Source organism: Bradyrhizobium sp. A11 (assembly GCF_042077125.1).
Taxonomy (GTDB): Bacteria; Pseudomonadota; Alphaproteobacteria; order Rhizobiales; family Xanthobacteraceae; genus Bradyrhizobium; species Bradyrhizobium japonicum_B.
This window is the reverse complement of sequence record NZ_CP149509.1, coordinates 6,616,051-6,631,011: the sequence shown is the minus strand read 5'-3', so window position 1 is coordinate 6,631,011 and position 14,961 is coordinate 6,616,051. Positions and strand designations below refer to the sequence as shown.

The window sequence follows — 14,961 nt, the reverse complement described above, 5'->3', positions numbered from 1 at the left end:
GGATCAGGAGACAGGCTTATGGCCAACAACAAGATGCAGTCCAGCGAAGGCGCCATGGTCGAATACGTCACCGCGATGATCGGCGGCCAGCTGTTCGGCCTGCCGATCTCCCGCGTCCAGGACGTGTTCATGCCCGAGCGCGTCACCCGCGTGCCGCTGTCCTCGCGCGAGATCGCCGGCGTGCTCAATCTGCGCGGCCGCATCGTCACCGTGGTCGACATGCGCGCCCGTCTCGGCCTGCCGCAGCCCGAGGACGGCAAGGTGCCGATGGCGGTCGGCGTCGATCTGCGCGGCGAATCCTACGGCCTTCTGATCGACCAGATCGGCGAGGTGCTGCGCCTGCCCGAGGCCGGCATGGAAGAGAACCCCGTCAACCTCGATCCCCGCATGGCCAAGCTCGCCGGCGGCGTCCACCGCCTCGACGGACAGCTCATGGTCGTCCTCGACGTCGATCGCGTCCTCGAGCTCGAAACCAAAGTGCAGATGGCCGCGTGAGCCAACGAAACATCGGAGCCGGAGAACCGAAATGAAAACCTGCTTGGTGGTCGATGATTCCAGCGTGGTGCGGAAGATCGCGCGCCGGATCCTGGAGGGCCTGGAATTCGAGGTGACCGAGGCCGAGGACGGCTCGAAGGCGCTCGAGATCTGCCAGCGGCAGCTGCCCGACGCGGTGCTGCTCGACTGGAACATGCCCGTGATGGACGGTTTCGAATTCATGGGCCACATGCGCCGCCTGCCCGGCGGCGACCAGCCCAAGGTGGTGTTCTGCACCACCGAGAACAATGTGGCTCATATCGCCCAGGCGCTCAGCGGCGGCGCCAACGAGTACATCATGAAGCCCTTCGACAAAGACATCATCGCCGACAAGTTTGCTGAAGTCGGCTTGCTCCCGGTCGGACAAGCCATGGCCTGAGCGAATCTGGCCCGCGCATCTGGTCAGAATGTTCCAGTACTGCTTCGAAGAGGCTACCAGTGACCCCGACCGAGTATGAGTACCTGCGTAAGTTCCTGAAAGACAATTCCGGTCTCGACCTGTCCGCAGACAAGCAATATCTGATCGAAAGCCGCCTGCTGCCGCTGGCCCGCAAGGCCGGGCTCTCCGGCATCGCCGAGCTTGTGCAGAAGCTGCAAGGCGGCTCGCGTCAGCTGATCACCGACGTGGTCGAAGCCATGACCACCAACGAGACCTTCTTCTTCCGCGACAAGGTCCCGTTCGATCATTTTCGCGACACCATCATGCCCGAGATCATCAAGGCGCGTGCCGGCAAGCGCAGCGTGCGGATCTGGTGCGCCGCCGGCTCGACCGGGCAGGAGCCCTATTCGCTGGCGATGTGCCTGAAGGAGATGGGCGCGGCCCTGACCGGCTGGCGCATCGAGATCATCGCGACCGATCTGTCGCAGGAGGTGCTGGAGAAAGCCAAGGCCGGAATCTACAGCCAGTTCGAGGTGCAGCGCGGCCTGCCGATCCAGATGCTGGTCAAATATTTCAAGCAGACCGGCGAGACCTGGCAGGTCAATCCCGAATTGCGGGCGATGATCCAGCATCGCCAGCTCAACCTGCTGCACGACTTCTCCCAGCTCGGCACGTTCGACGTCATCTTCTGTCGCAACGTGCTGATCTATTTCGACCAGGACACCAAGATCAACATCTTCAACCGGCTGGCGCGCCAGATCGAGCCCGATGGCTTCCTGGTGCTGGGCGCGGCCGAAACCGTGGTCGGTCTGACCGATACGTTCCGCCCGATCGCGGACCGGCGCGGCCTCTACAAGCCGAACGATCCGCGTGCCGCAGCCGCCAAGCCGGTCCTCGCCGGCGCGTCGCCGCGCCTCGCGGTGATGGCAGGACGATAGACATGGCCGAGGATGGCAAGGGTACCGAACGCGTGACTTTCAGTCGCGGCTATGATGTCTGCATCATGGCCATCGACGGCACCTGGCGCCGCGACTGCAAGCTCAACGCGATCTCCGACACCGACGCCATTCTCACGGTGGAAGGCTCGATCCAGGGATTGAACCTGAAGGAGTTCTTCCTGCTGCTGTCGTCCACCGGCCTTGCCTATCGCCGCTGCGAGCTGGTCCGCGTCAACGGCGCCGAAATGGACATCCAGTTCCTGCGCGGCAAGAACAGGAAGAAGCGCGGCGCGGCCGGCGGTCATGACGCCGCGGCGTGATCCGCCCGCGTCCTTCGTAGTCCTTTCCGATCTCTTGCTTCACACTTTCTGAAGATTTCGAAGCGAATTCGCGCCGGCAGCTTTACGTGGCCTCAGCGCGAACATTGTATCCGTTGACCGTCTCAATCTCAGGATACGGAAATGCCCAGAAGTCCTCTTTCGCCCATGACGTCAAACCTGCCCGACGGCGCCGAACGGCGTGCGCTTCAGCTTCTGGTGGTCGATGACGACGCCACACAGCGCAGCCTGATCACCGTCGCCGCCAACCAGGCCGGGCACGAAGTCACCGTGGCGCCGTCCGTGGCGAATGCGATCGAGAAGCTGCGCACCGCCCGCTTCGATTGCGTGACGCTGGATCTCGTGCTGGAGGATGGCGACGGCATCGACGTGCTGCGCGAGATGGCGGCGGCGAAGTTCGGCGGCGCCGTGATCGTCATCAGCGGCATGGACGGCAAGCGCCGCAGCGCCGCTCGCAGCTTCGCCCGGTCCGTCGGGATCGAGCTCCAGAGCCTGCCGAAGCCGCTCGACCTCGCGGCCCTGCGCATCAGCCTCGCCAATCTGGGCAAGATCGCCATGGGCCTTCCCGCGATCCACACCTGGGGCGGTGTCGCTACCGACGCGATCGTGGAACGGCACCGCGCTTAGGGCTCGCGGAGTTTCCATGCGGTCGGCGTTCAGCGCCGATCGCGCTCTATGTCGGGTTGCTGAATTCCGACAGCTGTCGCAGGGCTTGGCCGAGTTCAGCCCGGCAGGCGTTGAGGGCGGCGCTGGCCGTGGCATAACGGGGCGTAACGTCGTCGAGCACCACAATCTCGCTGGAACCCGAAACACCGCCGGCGTCTTCTTCCTCCATGGCCGCGTCGATCAGACGCATACTGAGGTCGATGCGCGCGATCAGGGAGCGAAGTTCGGCTGCAATCAACTGACGGCTGTCGGTGTCAGCCATCGCGGCGAGCGGGGGTGTGCCAGCGTAATTTAGCATGGATATTCTCCGTCCCCCGCAATAAGGCACCTTGCCGCTACTTGTGCGTTAAGTCCATGTCCCGTACAAATACGGGTGGGCCGAATCCGCGCCGAACGCCATAACGGTTGGCGCGGACGCGAGTCCTTCATGCCAACCGGATGTGGCACATGGCCGAACAAAGCTCTCGCGGTGAAATCTTCGTGGTCGACGACGACCCTGCCGTTCGCGACACTCTGTCGATGGTGTTGAAGGCGGCGGGTTATGAGGTGATCTGTTTCGCGGACGGCGCAGCGCTGCTCTCCGTCGCGCGCAACCGCACGCCGGCTGCAATCCTGCTCGACGTGCACATTCCCGGAAAGTCGGGGCTCGACATTCTGAAGGAGCTGCAGGGCGAGGATTATCCGGCGCCGATCTTCATGATCTCGGGACAGGGCGACATCACGATGGCGGTGGGCGCGATCAAGAGCGGCGCGCTCGACTTCATCGAGAAGCCGTTCCGCGGCAGCGAGATCGTCGGCCGGCTCGACGAGGCGATCGGCGCCTATGCACGCAGGCAGGCTGAGAATGCCTCGCCGAAATTCGGCTCGCTGCATTTCCCCGGACGCGAGCCGCTGACGCGCAGGGAGCGCGAGGTGCTCGAGCAGTTTGCTTCCGGCGCGTCCAACAAGGAAGCCGGTCGCACGCTCGGCATCAGCCCGCGCACGATCGAGGATCACCGCGCCAACATCATGAAGAAGCTCGGCGCGCGCAACGCCGCCGATCTGATCCGCATCGTGATGACCGCGGCCCAGCGCGCGTCGTAGGCGTTGGTTCTCTTTCGTGCCCCGGACGCGGTGCATCATGAAATGATGCGCCGCTGAGCCGGGACCCATCTCTCAAATCTCACTGCTGACAGTTCTGATGGGGTGGACGGCCCCCTACGGCATCAGTTGTGCCAGAATGAGGTTGTCAGACACCCATTCACAGGAGCCGTCCGTGAACCAGATTATCCGTATTGGGATGGATACGTCGAAGCATATTTTTCAACTGCATGGGGTTGATGCATCCGAGCAGGTGGTGCTGCGCAAGCGGCTGACCCGCAAGGCGATGCTGGAGTTTTTCACTAAGCTGCCGCCGACGGTGATTGCGATTGAGGCTTGCGGGGCTGCTCACCACTTGGCACGGGAGCTCGGCAGGCTGGGACACACGGTCAAGCTGATTGCGCCGCAACTGGTGAAGCCCTACGTGCCGCGCAACAAGAACGACGGACGCGATGCGGAGGGACTTTGCGAGGCGTCGAGCCGGCCGCGGATGCGGTATGTGCCTGTAAAGACGGCGGAGCAGCAGGCCGCACTGATGCTGCTTGGCGTCCGCGAGCAATTGGTCGGGCGTCGCACGCAACTCTCCAACACGATCCGCGGTCATGCGGCGGAGTTCGGTCTGACCGAGGCCAAGGGGCTGGACAAGCTCGCTGCGTTTCTGGCCGCGATCGAGCGGGACGAACGTGTGCCCGTGCTGGCCCGCGAGCTTTTTGTGATGCTTGCTCGGCAATACGACCAGGTGCAGACCGAGCTGAAGGCGATCGAGGCCAAGCTGCGGGCCTGGCACCGGGCCGATGCCACGAGCCGGCGATTGGCGCAGATCCCGGGGGTCGGCCCGGTGACGGCGGCCGCGCTGGTGATGAAGGCGCCTGATCCGCACGCCTTCCGTTCGGGACGATTGTTCGCAGCCTGGCTCGGCCTGACGCCCAAAGACCATTCCACCGCAGGAAAGACCAGGCTCGGCAAGATAACCCGAGCCGGCGACGAGAGATTACGTCAACTTCTTGTGGTCGGGGCGACCGCGGTCGTCAAGCAAGCGACCGGGAAGCGCCGTCGTGGATCGCGCTGGCTGCTCGACCTACTCCAGCGCAAGACGCCGAAGCAGGCAGCCGTGGCGCTGGCCAACAAGACTGCACGCATCGCCTGGAAGCTGATGGTGACGGGAGAGGATTATGACCGCGCGCGGTTCGATGCCAAAAGCGATGCCGAAGTGGCCGCCGCCGCGTAGTTGAGATTCGGCCGACCGGCGGGCTCGCCCACCGGCCGAACCGGAGCTGCAAGAGCAGAGGAGATGGTGCGATCGATCGTTCCGAGATGCGAGCAAATCCGTGGGACCCAGTGGTCGAACAAGACCGCCCTTCTGATTGGAACTCGCGTCGCGAAAACCATCTTGGCCCGCGGTTCAACACGCCGCATCAACAGGCCGGACATATGGATGCAAGCGATCCGATCAAACCTTACAAAGCTCTTGTGCCACGGGGGCCGTCCACATATGGGTCCCGGCTCTGCGCCGCAGCGTTTCCACGCTGCGTCTTGTCCGGGACACGAAATCGCGCCTTACGCCTGCAGCGCCTTGCGGATGATCCGCGCCAGATCCGATTTGCGATAGGGCTTGGCCAGCAGCATCACGCCGGAATCGAGCCGGCCGTGATGGATGATCGCGTTCTCGGTATAGCCCGACGTGTAGACCACCTTGAGATCGGGCCGCGTCTTCATCAGCTCGTCGGCAAGCTGCCGTCCGTTCATCTTGCCGGGCATGATGACGTCGGTGAACAGAAGGTCGAACGGCTTTCCGGCGGCGACGATCGCGAGCGCCTCCGCGGCGTTGGCGGCCTGCAAGGTGACGTAGCCCAGCGAATGCAGCTGCGCCAGCACGTAGTCGCGCACCAGCCTGTCGTCCTCGACCACCAGGATCGTCTCGTGCCCGCCCTCGATGGCCGCCGGCGTCACGCCCTCGCCGGCCGCCGTCGGCGTCTTGCCGGGCGGCAGGTACATCTTGATCGTGGTGCCGTGGCTTTCCTCGCTGTAGATCTTGATGTGGCCCGCGGACTGCTTGATGAAGCCGTAGACCATCGACAGGCCGAGCCCGGTGCCCTTGCCCGGCCCCTTCGAGGTGAAGAAGGGATCGAACACCCTGGTCAGCAGGTTCGCGGGAATTCCGGTGCCGGTGTCGCTCACGGCGATCAACACGTAGTGCCCCGGCGACACGTCGTTCGCGTTGGCGTAGGCCTCGTCGAGATAGGCGGCGCCGGTCTCCAGGATCAGCTTGCCGCCGCCGGGCATGGCGTCGCGGGCATTGAGCGCGAGGTTGAGGATCGCGGTGGTGAGCTGGTTGGGATCGACGATCGCGACGCAGTTCTCGTCCTCGAACACGGATTCGATCTGGATCTGCTCGCCCAGCGTCGGCCGCAACAGCTTCGCGGTGTCGACCACCAGCGAATTGATGTCGATCTCGCGCGGCTGGAGCGGCTGCTTGCGCGCGAAGGCGAGCAGGTGCTGGGTCAGGTCGGCGCCGCGCGCGGCCGCCTCGTCGATCATCTTCGTGATGGCCGCGAGCTGCGGCTCCTTCTCGACCGCCTCCGCGAGGATCTCGATCGTCCCGGTGATGACGGTGAGGATGTTGTTGAAATCGTGCGCCACGCCGCCGGTGAGCTGGCCGATCGCCTCCATCTTCTCGGCGTGACGGATGCGTTCCTCGGCGGCGATCTTGTCGGTGAGGTCGCGGTAGAAGATGTTGAACAGCAGGCCCTCGCGGCGCTTCAGCGCGGTGACGCTCAGCTCGGCCTTGAATTCCTTGCCGTCGCGGCGGCAGCACATCAGCTCGCGGCGCCGGTTCAGCGTCCTGCCGCTCTCGTTCGCCAGGAACTGCGTCAGACCCGCCCTGACTCGCTCGCGCTGGCTCTCCGCGACGATGAGGTCGATCGTGCTCTTGCCGAGCACTTCCTCGCGGCGCCAGCCGAACAGCTGCTCGGCCTGCGAGTTCCAGTTCAGGATGCTGCCGGTCTCGTCGGTCTGGACGAAGGCGTCGAGCGAGGTCTCGATGATGTTGCGGGCGAGCCGCTCGCTCTCGCGCAGCGATTCCTGCGCGAGCCGCGCTTCCGTCATGTCGCGTCCCACGAAGAAGAAGCGATGCGCCTGCTCGGACCAGCTGCCGAGCCAGGACAGCCAGACCTCGTGTCCGCCCTTGTGGAAGCAGCGCGTGTCGTCGATCTTGGGACGCTCGCCGCGCCGCATCGCGCGCATCTCGGCGCGGGATCGCTCCAGAAAGTCCGGATGAATGAAGTCGGCGCCGCTGCGGCCGATCATCTCCTCCGGCCGATAACCGAGGATGGTCGCGCTGCTCGGACTGATCTGTGCGATATGGCCCCGCGCATCCATGATCATGATCAGGTCCTGCGAGGTGTCGAAGATCTGCCGGCGCTCCTCGAGCTGCTGCTGGAGCTGCCGCTCGGCCCGCCGCGCCTCGGTGAGGCTGTGCGCGGTCCCGGAGACGCCGATGATCTCGCCGGACGGACCTTTGATCGGCGACAGGCTGAGCGAGATTTCGACCGGCGTGCCGTCCTTGCGCAGGCGCACCGTCTCGAAGCGTTCGATCGGCTCGCCGCGCGCGATCCGCGCCAGATAGTCCTTGCCCTGCTCGCGGCGGTCCGCCGGCACGATGATCGACGTCGGCTTGCCGATCGCCTCGTCCGCCGAATAGCCGTACAGACGCTCGGCGGCCGGATTCCAACCCGTGATGACGGCATCGAGCGTTTGCATCACGATCGCATCGTCGGAGGATTCGATCGCGGCGCTGAACAGGCGCTCGCGCGCCGCGTGATGGCTGCGCGCGGCCTCGGTGCGGCGATGCTCCTCGATCTCGCGTTCGAGCGCAGCGGTCTTCACCCGGGTTTCCTCGACCGTCTGCGCGAAGGCCCGCGCCAGCACGCCCGTCTCGCCGCCGGCATCGACGGGGATGTCCGCCGGACGCCCGCTGCCGATGGCCTGGACTGCTGCGGTCAAGCGGCCGATCGGACGCGTGAGCGAGCGCGCCAGCAGCACCGCCAGCACGGCCGCGGCGACGACGGCCAATATGCCGACCAGCAGGGACGTCTTCTGGATCGCTGCCGGTACGAGGCCGAACACGGGCGCGGGAATTGTCTCGATGACGGCGACCCATTCCTTGCCGGCAAGCAGCGCAGGGGCAATGGCCGCGCCGCTCGGCCGGCCCGACCCATCGGTCATGAGTCGCGTGGATACGTCCTGCGTGCCCGTCAGAGCCGCGAAGTAAGGGAAGTCCTGGCGCCAGTCGCCGGGACGGTCGCGCAATGTGCCCAATTCGCGCGCGCGATCGGGATGAACGAGATAGTCGCCGTGCGAATTCACGACGTAGATCTCTCCTCCCGAGGCCGCCGTCGCGCGGACCTGGTCGAGGGCCGGCCGCATGTCGATATTGGCGACGATGATGCCGAACGGCTTGCCGTCCGGTGCGAACAGCGGCGTCCCAACGCGGAGAGTCGGGATGTGAGGAGTCGTGGTGCCCCCTTGGCGGGTGGCGAGATCGACGGGTGACACATAGATCTCGCCAGACGGCAGCCGGATCGTTTGCTGAAAGTACGGTCGGTCGCTCTTGCTCTCCAGCTCGTTGTCCGGGGCGATCCGGGCGGTTCCGTTCGGTCCGGAGCGATCGACACGGACCAGCTCGCGCTGGTCGTTATCGATGCCGATGATCCGAAACTGCCCATAGATGGGTTTGGCCTCGATCTCGGCCGCGAGCCGCGTGGCGATACGCTCGCGCCAGATTTGCTCCGAGACGCCGTCGGCCGGATCGATGCCGCCGCCGGTGTGAGCGCGGATGAGGCCCTGGATGGCCGCCGCGGCGCGATAGCCGATCAGGTCGCCGCGCGCTCCGGAAACGTAGGATTCCAGATTGGCCGCCAGCAGGCGCGACTGGGCCTCGACCCGTTCCAGGACCCGCGGAATGACCGCTTGCGTGGTGTTGCGATAGCCCAGCCAGCCGACCGCGGCCACGGTGACCGCCACCAGCAGGATCATGGCGACGGCCAGCCGCGTGGCGAGTGTCATGGGAATGCGCGCAGGACTTCCCGGATGATCGCGGCCGATCCGGCCTGAAGCAGAGGAGCCCTCGTTATCGGCGGCCGGAGCTGACATCGGACCCCTCCGGCTCGCCCGCCTTCAGGCAGCCATCGACTGCGGCGAGCAGTGCGCCGGGCCGGAATGGCTTCTGCAGGCTTGCCACCGCGCCGAGCTTGGTCGCCATATTGAGGAAATCGGGTTCCGCATAGGCATCCGGCGCGGCCGAGCGGCCGGAAATGACGATGATGGGAATGGCCGGGGCCAACGCCCGGATGTGACGCATCGTCTCCAGCCCATCCATGCCAGGCATGAAGATGTCGAGGAACAACAGATCGAACCGGCCGGCCTCAAACAGCGCCAGTGCCTTGCGGCCATCGCCGGCGAGGGTGACCTGATGACCGGCCCTCTCCAGGAGCAGCCGGATCGTGATCTGAACGGCCGGGTCGTCATCCACGATCAGGATGTTGGCCACGTCTAAATTCCTCCGCGCCGGGACGGGACATTCCCATCGGCGCAAATCAAACCATTAAAGATGAAATTGTTGCGCGGATTCCGCCCGGCCTGCAAGCACTTCGCGAATGGCCGGTGAACGCTCGCCTAAGCCAAGCAGGCATGCCTATGCACGGTTGCGTGCATAAGGGGCGAGGCGCCGTCTAATCGGTCAGATATTCCGGATAATGGCTTCGGATCTTGTCGAGCTCGCTCAGCGTGCCCGACAGGTGCTTGCGCAGATGCTGTTGTGCGGCCTCGGGGTCGCCGGCCTCGATCGCGCGAGTGATCAGTCGGTGGTGACGGAGGATATTCTGGGCCTTGCCGGGGGAGGGCAGGTGCAGCCGGCGCAGCCGGTCGATATGTCCGCTGCGGCTGCGCACCAGCGTCCATAGCTCCTGCTTGCCGGCCGCGGCATACAGCTGCGCATGAAAATCATTGTCGGCGGCGATGAAGCTCTCGAAATCGCCGGCCTTGGCGAATTGCTGTTGCAGCGCGATGGCGTGGTCGAGGCGGAGAACCAGGGCCTGATCGGGTCGCTCCGCGAGCAGTCGGACGATTTCGAGCTCGAGCGCCTGGCGCAGGAAATGCGCCTGCTCGGCGCGGCCGACATCGACCCGGCTGACCACGGTGGCGTGCTGCGGAAACACCTCGACCAGCCCTTCTTCCTCGAGGCGCATCAGGGCGTCGCGGATCGGCGTCGAGCTGACGCCGAATTGCGCGGCGAGATCGGTGCGCGACAGCGGCGCGCCGGGAGGCAGCTCGAGCGCGAGAATGGCGTTGCGAAGCCGCTCGAACACCTGCGGTGCGGCTTGCCGGGCCCGGTCCAGCCGCGGCTCGCGGCGGACGGACGCGCGGGGCGCGGGATCGGCGGTTTCCATGCAACGGCTCCGGCGGGCTTGCGCTTGATGCACTAATGCATTAGTGCATCAGCAACGCCACTCGTCAATGGCGGCCGGAGGAAACCAACAATTATGATCAAGCCATTTCAGCGCGGCGCCGCCGCCATCGTCCTGATCGCCGCAACCGTGCTGGCGGCCCTGCCGGCGCGTGCGCAGCAGAAATCCGAGATCGCGCTGTCGCGCCAGCCCGGCATCTTCTACATGCCGAGTCACATCATGGAGAAGCTGAAGCTGATCGAGAAGCACGCGGCTTCGCTCGGCGTCTCCGGCGTCACCACCAAATGGATCACCTTCTCCGGCGGCGGCGCGCAGACCGATGCGCTGCTGGCGGGCGGCGTCGACATCCTCAACACCGGCACCGGCAACCTGCTGCTGCTATGGGACCGCACCCGCGGCGGCGTGAAGGGCATCGTCGCCACCTCGGCGCAGCCGATGACGCTGATCAGCCGCGACGCCAACATCAAGTCGATCAAGGACTTCGGTCCGGCGGACAAGATCGCGGTGCCGACCGTCAAGGTCTCGACCCAGGCGATCGTGCTGCAGATCGCGGCCGCGGAGGCTTTCGGAGCCGACCAATGGTCGAAGCTCGACGCCAACACCGTGCAGCTCGGCCATCCCGACGCCTATGCGGCGCTGTCCAACCCCAAGCACGAGGTGCACAACCATTTCTCGATTCCGCCCTTCACCTTCCTGGAGCTGAAGAACGTGCCGGGCGCGCATGTCGTGCTGTCGTCGCCGGACGTGATGGGCGGGCCGCTCAGCCAGGCGCAGTTCTTCACCACGACGAAGTTCGCCGACGCCAATCCGAAGATCGTCCAAGCCGTGCGCGACGCCACCAAGGAAGCGCAGGATCTGATCCGCCGCGATACCAGGCAGGCGGTCGAGATCTACAAGGAGATCACCGGCGACAAGACTTCGGTGGAAGAGCTGCTCGATCTCCTGAAAGAGCCCGGCATGATGGAGTGGAATCTGGAGCCGCAGGGCACGATGAAATTCGCCGCCCATCTGTTCAAGACCGGCACGCTGAAGACCCAGCCCAAGGCATGGACGGACTATTATCTGCCCGTCGCGCACGATCTGAAGGGCAATTGATGGCGCTGCTCGACGTTAGCGGGGTGACGCTGCGCTACAAGACCTCCAGCGCCGTCGTCACCGCCACCGAAAGGGTCTCGTTCACGGTCGACAAGTCCGACCGCTTCGTGCTGCTCGGTCCCTCCGGCTGCGGCAAGTCGACCCTGCTCAAGGCCGTCGGCGGCTATATGAGCCCGAGCGAAGGCCGCATGTCCATCAACGATCGCGAGATCCACGGTCCCGGCGCCGATCGCATGATGATCTTCCAGGAGTTCGACCAGCTGCTGCCCTGGAAGAGCGTGCTCGCCAACGTGATGTTTCCGCTGTTGACCGCGCGCAAGCTGTCGCGCAAGGACGCCGAGGCACGCGCGCGGGCCTATATCGAGAAGGTCGGCCTGACCCGCGTCGTCGACGCCTATCCGCACACGCTGTCGGGCGGCATGAAGCAGCGCGTCGCGATCGCACGCGGCATGGCGATGGAGCCGGACATCCTCCTGATGGACGAGCCGTTCGCCGCGCTCGACGCGCTGACGCGCCGCACCTGCCAGGACGAGCTGCTCCAGCTCTGGAGCGAGACCCGGTTCACCGTGCTGTTCGTGACCCATTCGATCGCCGAGGCGATCCGCATCGGCAACCGCATCCTGCTGCTGTCGCCGCATCCCGGCCGGGTCAAGGCCGAGGTGGTCGATGTCGACAAGGTCTCCGGCGGGGATGGCAGCGCCGGCCGGCTGGAGAAGGAGATCCACGATCTCCTGTTCGCCGGCGAAGCCACCGCGCATTGAAGGAGGCTGTCATGGGTGAAGCCAGGATATTGCTGCGTGACGCGCCGGTCGCCGCCACCGGCGCGGGCGAGGTCGAGCGCAAGCTGAGCGTGCCTGAGCTGCTCTGGAATGACGGCTTCGTCCGCAAGACCGTGATCATCCTGTTCCTGGCGGCGGTGTGGGAAGCCTACGGCGTCGCGCTCGACAATCCGCTGCTGTTCCCGACCCTGCACGACACCGCGATCACGCTGTTCGAGCGGGTCAAGGACGGCACCATTCCGATGCGGGCCTGGGCGTCGCTGAAAGTGCTGTTCATGGGCTATTCGGCCGGCATCGTGCTGGCCGCGATCTTCACGGTGCTCGCCATCTCCACCCGCATCGGCACCGATTTCCTCGAGACTGTGACGGCGATGTTCAATCCGCTGCCGGCGATCGCGCTGCTGCCGCTGGCGCTGATCTGGTTCGGGCTCGGCAATGGCAGCCTCGTCTTCGTGCTGATCCATTCCGTGCTGTGGCCGGTCGCGCTCAACACCCATTCCGGCTTCAAGAGTGTCTCCAGCACGCTGCGCATGGTCGGGCGCAATTACGGCCTGCGCGGGCTGCCATACGTGGCCAAAATCCTGATTCCGGCGGCGTTCGGCTCGATCCTCACCGGCCTGAAGATCGGCTGGGCCTTTGCCTGGCGCACGCTGATCGCGGCCGAGCTGGTGTTCGGCGTCTCCTCCGGCCAGGGCGGGCTGGGCTGGTTCATCTTCGAGAACCGCAACCTGCTCGACATACCCGCCGTGTTCGCGGGCCTCTTGACCGTGATCATCATCGGGCTCTTTGTCGAGAACCTGATCTTCCGCGCCATCGAGCGGAACACGGTCCAGAAATGGGGCACCCAATCATGACCAAGAAGAAAACACCCGATCAGCTCCGTAGCGCGCGCTGGTTCGCGCCCGACGATCTGCGCTCGTTCGGCCACCGCTCCCGCGCCATGCAGATGGGCTACGCGCCGGAGGAGTGGAAGGACCGCCCTGTTATCGCGATCCTCAACACCTGGTCGGACGCGCAGCCCTGCCACATGCATTTCAAGTCGCGGGTCGACGACGTCAAGCGCGGTATCCTGATGGCAGGCGGGCTGCCGCTGGAGCTGCCGGCGCTGTCGCTGTCGGAATCGCTGCTCAAACCCACCACCATGCTCTATCGCAACCTGCTGGCGATGGACGCCGAGGAGCTCTTGCGTAGCCATCCCGTCGACGGCGTGGTGCTGATGGGCGGCTGCGACAAGACCACGCCGGCGCTGCTGCTGGGGGCCACCTCGATGAACATCCCGGCGATCTATCTGCCGGCGGGCCCGATGCTGCGCGGAAACTGGAAGGGCAAGACGCTCGGCTCCGGCTCGGACGGCTGGAAATATTGGGACGAGCGCCGCGCCGGAAAGATCTCCGACAAGGACTGGCTCGACATCGAGGCCGGCATCGCCCGCAGCTACGGCACCTGCATGACCATGGGCACCGCCTCGACCATGACGGCGATCGCGGAAGCGATCGGCATGACGCTGCCGGGCGCCTCTTCGATCCCCGCCGCTGACGCCAACCACATCCGCATGGCCTCCGAATGCGGGCGCCGCATCGTCGAGATGGTGTGGGAAGACCTGACGCCGAAGACGATCCAGACCCGCAAGGCGTTCGAGAACGCGATCGCGGTCGCGATGGCGATGGGCTGCTCGACCAACGCGATCATCCACCTGATCGCGCAGGCCCGCCGCGCCGGCCAGGACATCGGGCTCGACGATTTCGAGATCGCGAGCCGCAAGGTGCCCGTCATCGCCAACGTCCGGCCGAGCGGCGATACCTACCTGATGGAGGACTTCTTCTATGCCGGCGGCCTGCCGGCGCTGATGGGCCAGATCAAGCCGCATCTGCATCTCGACTGCATCACGGTCACCGGCAAGACGCTGGGTGAGAACATCGAGGGCGCGGAGGTGCACAATGCCGACGTGATCCGCTCCATCGACGACCCTATCTACAGGGAAGGCGCGCTTGCCGTGCTCAAGGGCAATCTGGCGCCCGACGGCTGCGTCATCAAGCCTTCCGCCTGCGCGCCGCGTTTCCTCAAGCACACGGGGCCGGCGCTGGTGTTCGACGATTATCCCTCGATGAAGCAGGCGGTCGACGATCCCAATCTCGACGTCACCGAGGACCACATTCTCATCCTGCGCAATGCAGGGCCGCAGGGCGGGCCGGGCATGCCGGAATGGGGCATGCTGCCGATCCCGACGAAACTCGTGAAGCAGGGCGTGCGCGACATGGTGCGCATCTCGGATGCGCGCATGAGCGGCACCAGCTATGGCGCCTGCATCCTGCACGTTTCGCCGGAATCCTACATCGGCGGCCCGCTCGCTTTGGTGCAGAACGGCGATCGCATCACCCTCGACGTCGCCGCGCGCACCATCAATCTCGACGTGAGCGAAGCCGAGCTGGACAAGCGCCGCGCCGCCTGGAAGCAGCCCGAGCGCCGCTTCGAGCGCGGCTATGGCTGGATGTTCACAAAACACATCAAGCAGGCCAATGACGGCTGCGACTTCGACTTCCTCGAGACCGATTTCGGCGCGCCGATCGGCGAGCCGTCGATTTACTAGTGACCCTGTCATTCCGGGGCGCCGCGAAGCGGCGAGCCCGGAATCCATAACCACAATCGTGAGTATGGATTTCCGGCTCGCGCCAAGTGGCGCGCCCCGGA

15 protein-coding genes are annotated in these 14,961 nt (G+C 65.3%); 11 read left to right on the top strand and 4 right to left on the bottom strand.

Going from position 1 to position 14,961, the window contains the following annotated elements:
- The first annotated feature begins 18 nt into the window (after positions 1-18).
- From WI560_RS31140 to WI560_RS31120, 5 genes are all read left to right on the top strand, one after another.
- On the top strand, positions 19-495 hold the full coding sequence (locus WI560_RS31140; RefSeq protein WP_375157752.1) for a chemotaxis protein CheW: 477 nt from the start codon (positions 19-21) through the stop codon (positions 493-495).
- A 31-nt stretch (positions 496-526) separates the two neighbouring features.
- Positions 527-913 (top strand): PleD family two-component system response regulator, encoded by a 387-nt coding sequence (locus tag WI560_RS31135; RefSeq protein ID WP_028133211.1) that lies wholly within the window; start codon positions 527-529, stop codon positions 911-913.
- A gap of 59 nt (positions 914-972) precedes the next feature.
- Positions 973-1,851, top strand: coding sequence for a CheR family methyltransferase (locus tag WI560_RS31130; RefSeq protein WP_375306223.1), 879 nt, complete (start codon positions 973-975; stop codon positions 1,849-1,851).
- Positions 1,852-1,853: 2 nt separating this feature from the next.
- The gene (locus tag WI560_RS31125; RefSeq protein ID WP_027563592.1) at positions 1,854-2,171 is read left to right on the top strand and encodes a hypothetical protein; all 318 of its coding nucleotides are present in this window, start codon (positions 1,854-1,856) and stop codon (positions 2,169-2,171) included.
- 141 nt (positions 2,172-2,312) lie between these two features.
- On the top strand, positions 2,313-2,816 hold the full coding sequence (locus tag WI560_RS31120; RefSeq protein ID WP_375157750.1) for a response regulator: 504 nt from the start codon (positions 2,313-2,315) through the stop codon (positions 2,814-2,816).
- A gap of 46 nt (positions 2,817-2,862) precedes the next feature.
- Here the strand turns inward: WI560_RS31120 and WI560_RS31115 are convergent, their stop codons facing one another.
- Positions 2,863-3,153: a hypothetical protein gene (locus WI560_RS31115; RefSeq protein WP_257196987.1), complete on the bottom strand. Its 291-nt coding sequence runs from the start codon at positions 3,151-3,153 to the stop codon at positions 2,863-2,865.
- A 149-nt stretch (positions 3,154-3,302) separates the two neighbouring features.
- Here WI560_RS31115 and WI560_RS31110 point away from each other — a divergent pair, with 149 nt between their 5' ends.
- On the top strand, positions 3,303-3,938 hold the full coding sequence (locus WI560_RS31110) for a response regulator transcription factor (RefSeq protein ID WP_257178827.1): 636 nt from the start codon (positions 3,303-3,305) through the stop codon (positions 3,936-3,938).
- A gap of 172 nt (positions 3,939-4,110) precedes the next feature.
- Positions 4,111-5,163 carry an IS110 family transposase gene (locus WI560_RS31105; RefSeq protein ID WP_375306222.1) on the top strand — a complete coding sequence of 351 codons (1,053 nt, stop codon included), beginning with the start codon at positions 4,111-4,113 and terminating at the stop codon, positions 5,161-5,163.
- Positions 5,164-5,492: 329 nt separating this feature from the next.
- Here the strand turns inward: WI560_RS31105 and WI560_RS31100 are convergent, their stop codons facing one another.
- The 3 genes from WI560_RS31100 to WI560_RS31090 form a co-directional block, all read right to left on the bottom strand.
- Entirely contained in the window at positions 5,493-9,086 is a 3,594-nt protein-coding gene (locus WI560_RS31100; RefSeq protein WP_375306221.1) for a PAS domain S-box protein, read from the bottom strand.
- On the bottom strand, positions 9,064-9,483 hold the full coding sequence (locus WI560_RS31095; RefSeq protein ID WP_028133205.1) for a response regulator: 420 nt from the start codon (positions 9,481-9,483) through the stop codon (positions 9,064-9,066). Before WI560_RS31095 ends, WI560_RS31100 begins: the two co-directional genes overlap by 23 nt.
- Positions 9,484-9,664: 181 nt before the next feature.
- Entirely contained in the window at positions 9,665-10,381 is a 717-nt protein-coding gene (locus WI560_RS31090; protein WP_375306220.1) for a GntR family transcriptional regulator, read from the bottom strand.
- A 93-nt stretch (positions 10,382-10,474) separates the two neighbouring features.
- Between WI560_RS31090 and WI560_RS31085 the strand changes: the two genes are divergently transcribed.
- The 4 genes from WI560_RS31085 to araD are packed head-to-tail and all read left to right on the top strand — an operon-like array spanning position 10,475 to position 14,860.
- The gene (locus WI560_RS31085; RefSeq protein WP_375306219.1) at positions 10,475-11,494 is read left to right on the top strand and encodes an ABC transporter substrate-binding protein; all 1,020 of its coding nucleotides are present in this window, start codon (positions 10,475-10,477) and stop codon (positions 11,492-11,494) included.
- Entirely contained in the window at positions 11,494-12,255 is a 762-nt protein-coding gene (locus tag WI560_RS31080; RefSeq protein WP_375306218.1) for an ABC transporter ATP-binding protein, read from the top strand. The genes WI560_RS31085 and WI560_RS31080 overlap by 1 nt, the downstream gene beginning before the upstream one ends.
- Positions 12,256-12,266: 11 nt before the next feature.
- The gene (locus tag WI560_RS31075; RefSeq protein WP_375306217.1) at positions 12,267-13,127 is read left to right on the top strand and encodes an ABC transporter permease; all 861 of its coding nucleotides are present in this window, start codon (positions 12,267-12,269) and stop codon (positions 13,125-13,127) included.
- Entirely contained in the window at positions 13,124-14,860 is a 1,737-nt protein-coding gene (araD, locus tag WI560_RS31070) for an L-arabinonate dehydratase (protein WP_375306216.1), read from the top strand. The genes WI560_RS31075 and araD overlap by 4 nt, the downstream gene beginning before the upstream one ends.
- The last annotated feature ends 101 nt before the right edge of the window (positions 14,861-14,961 follow it).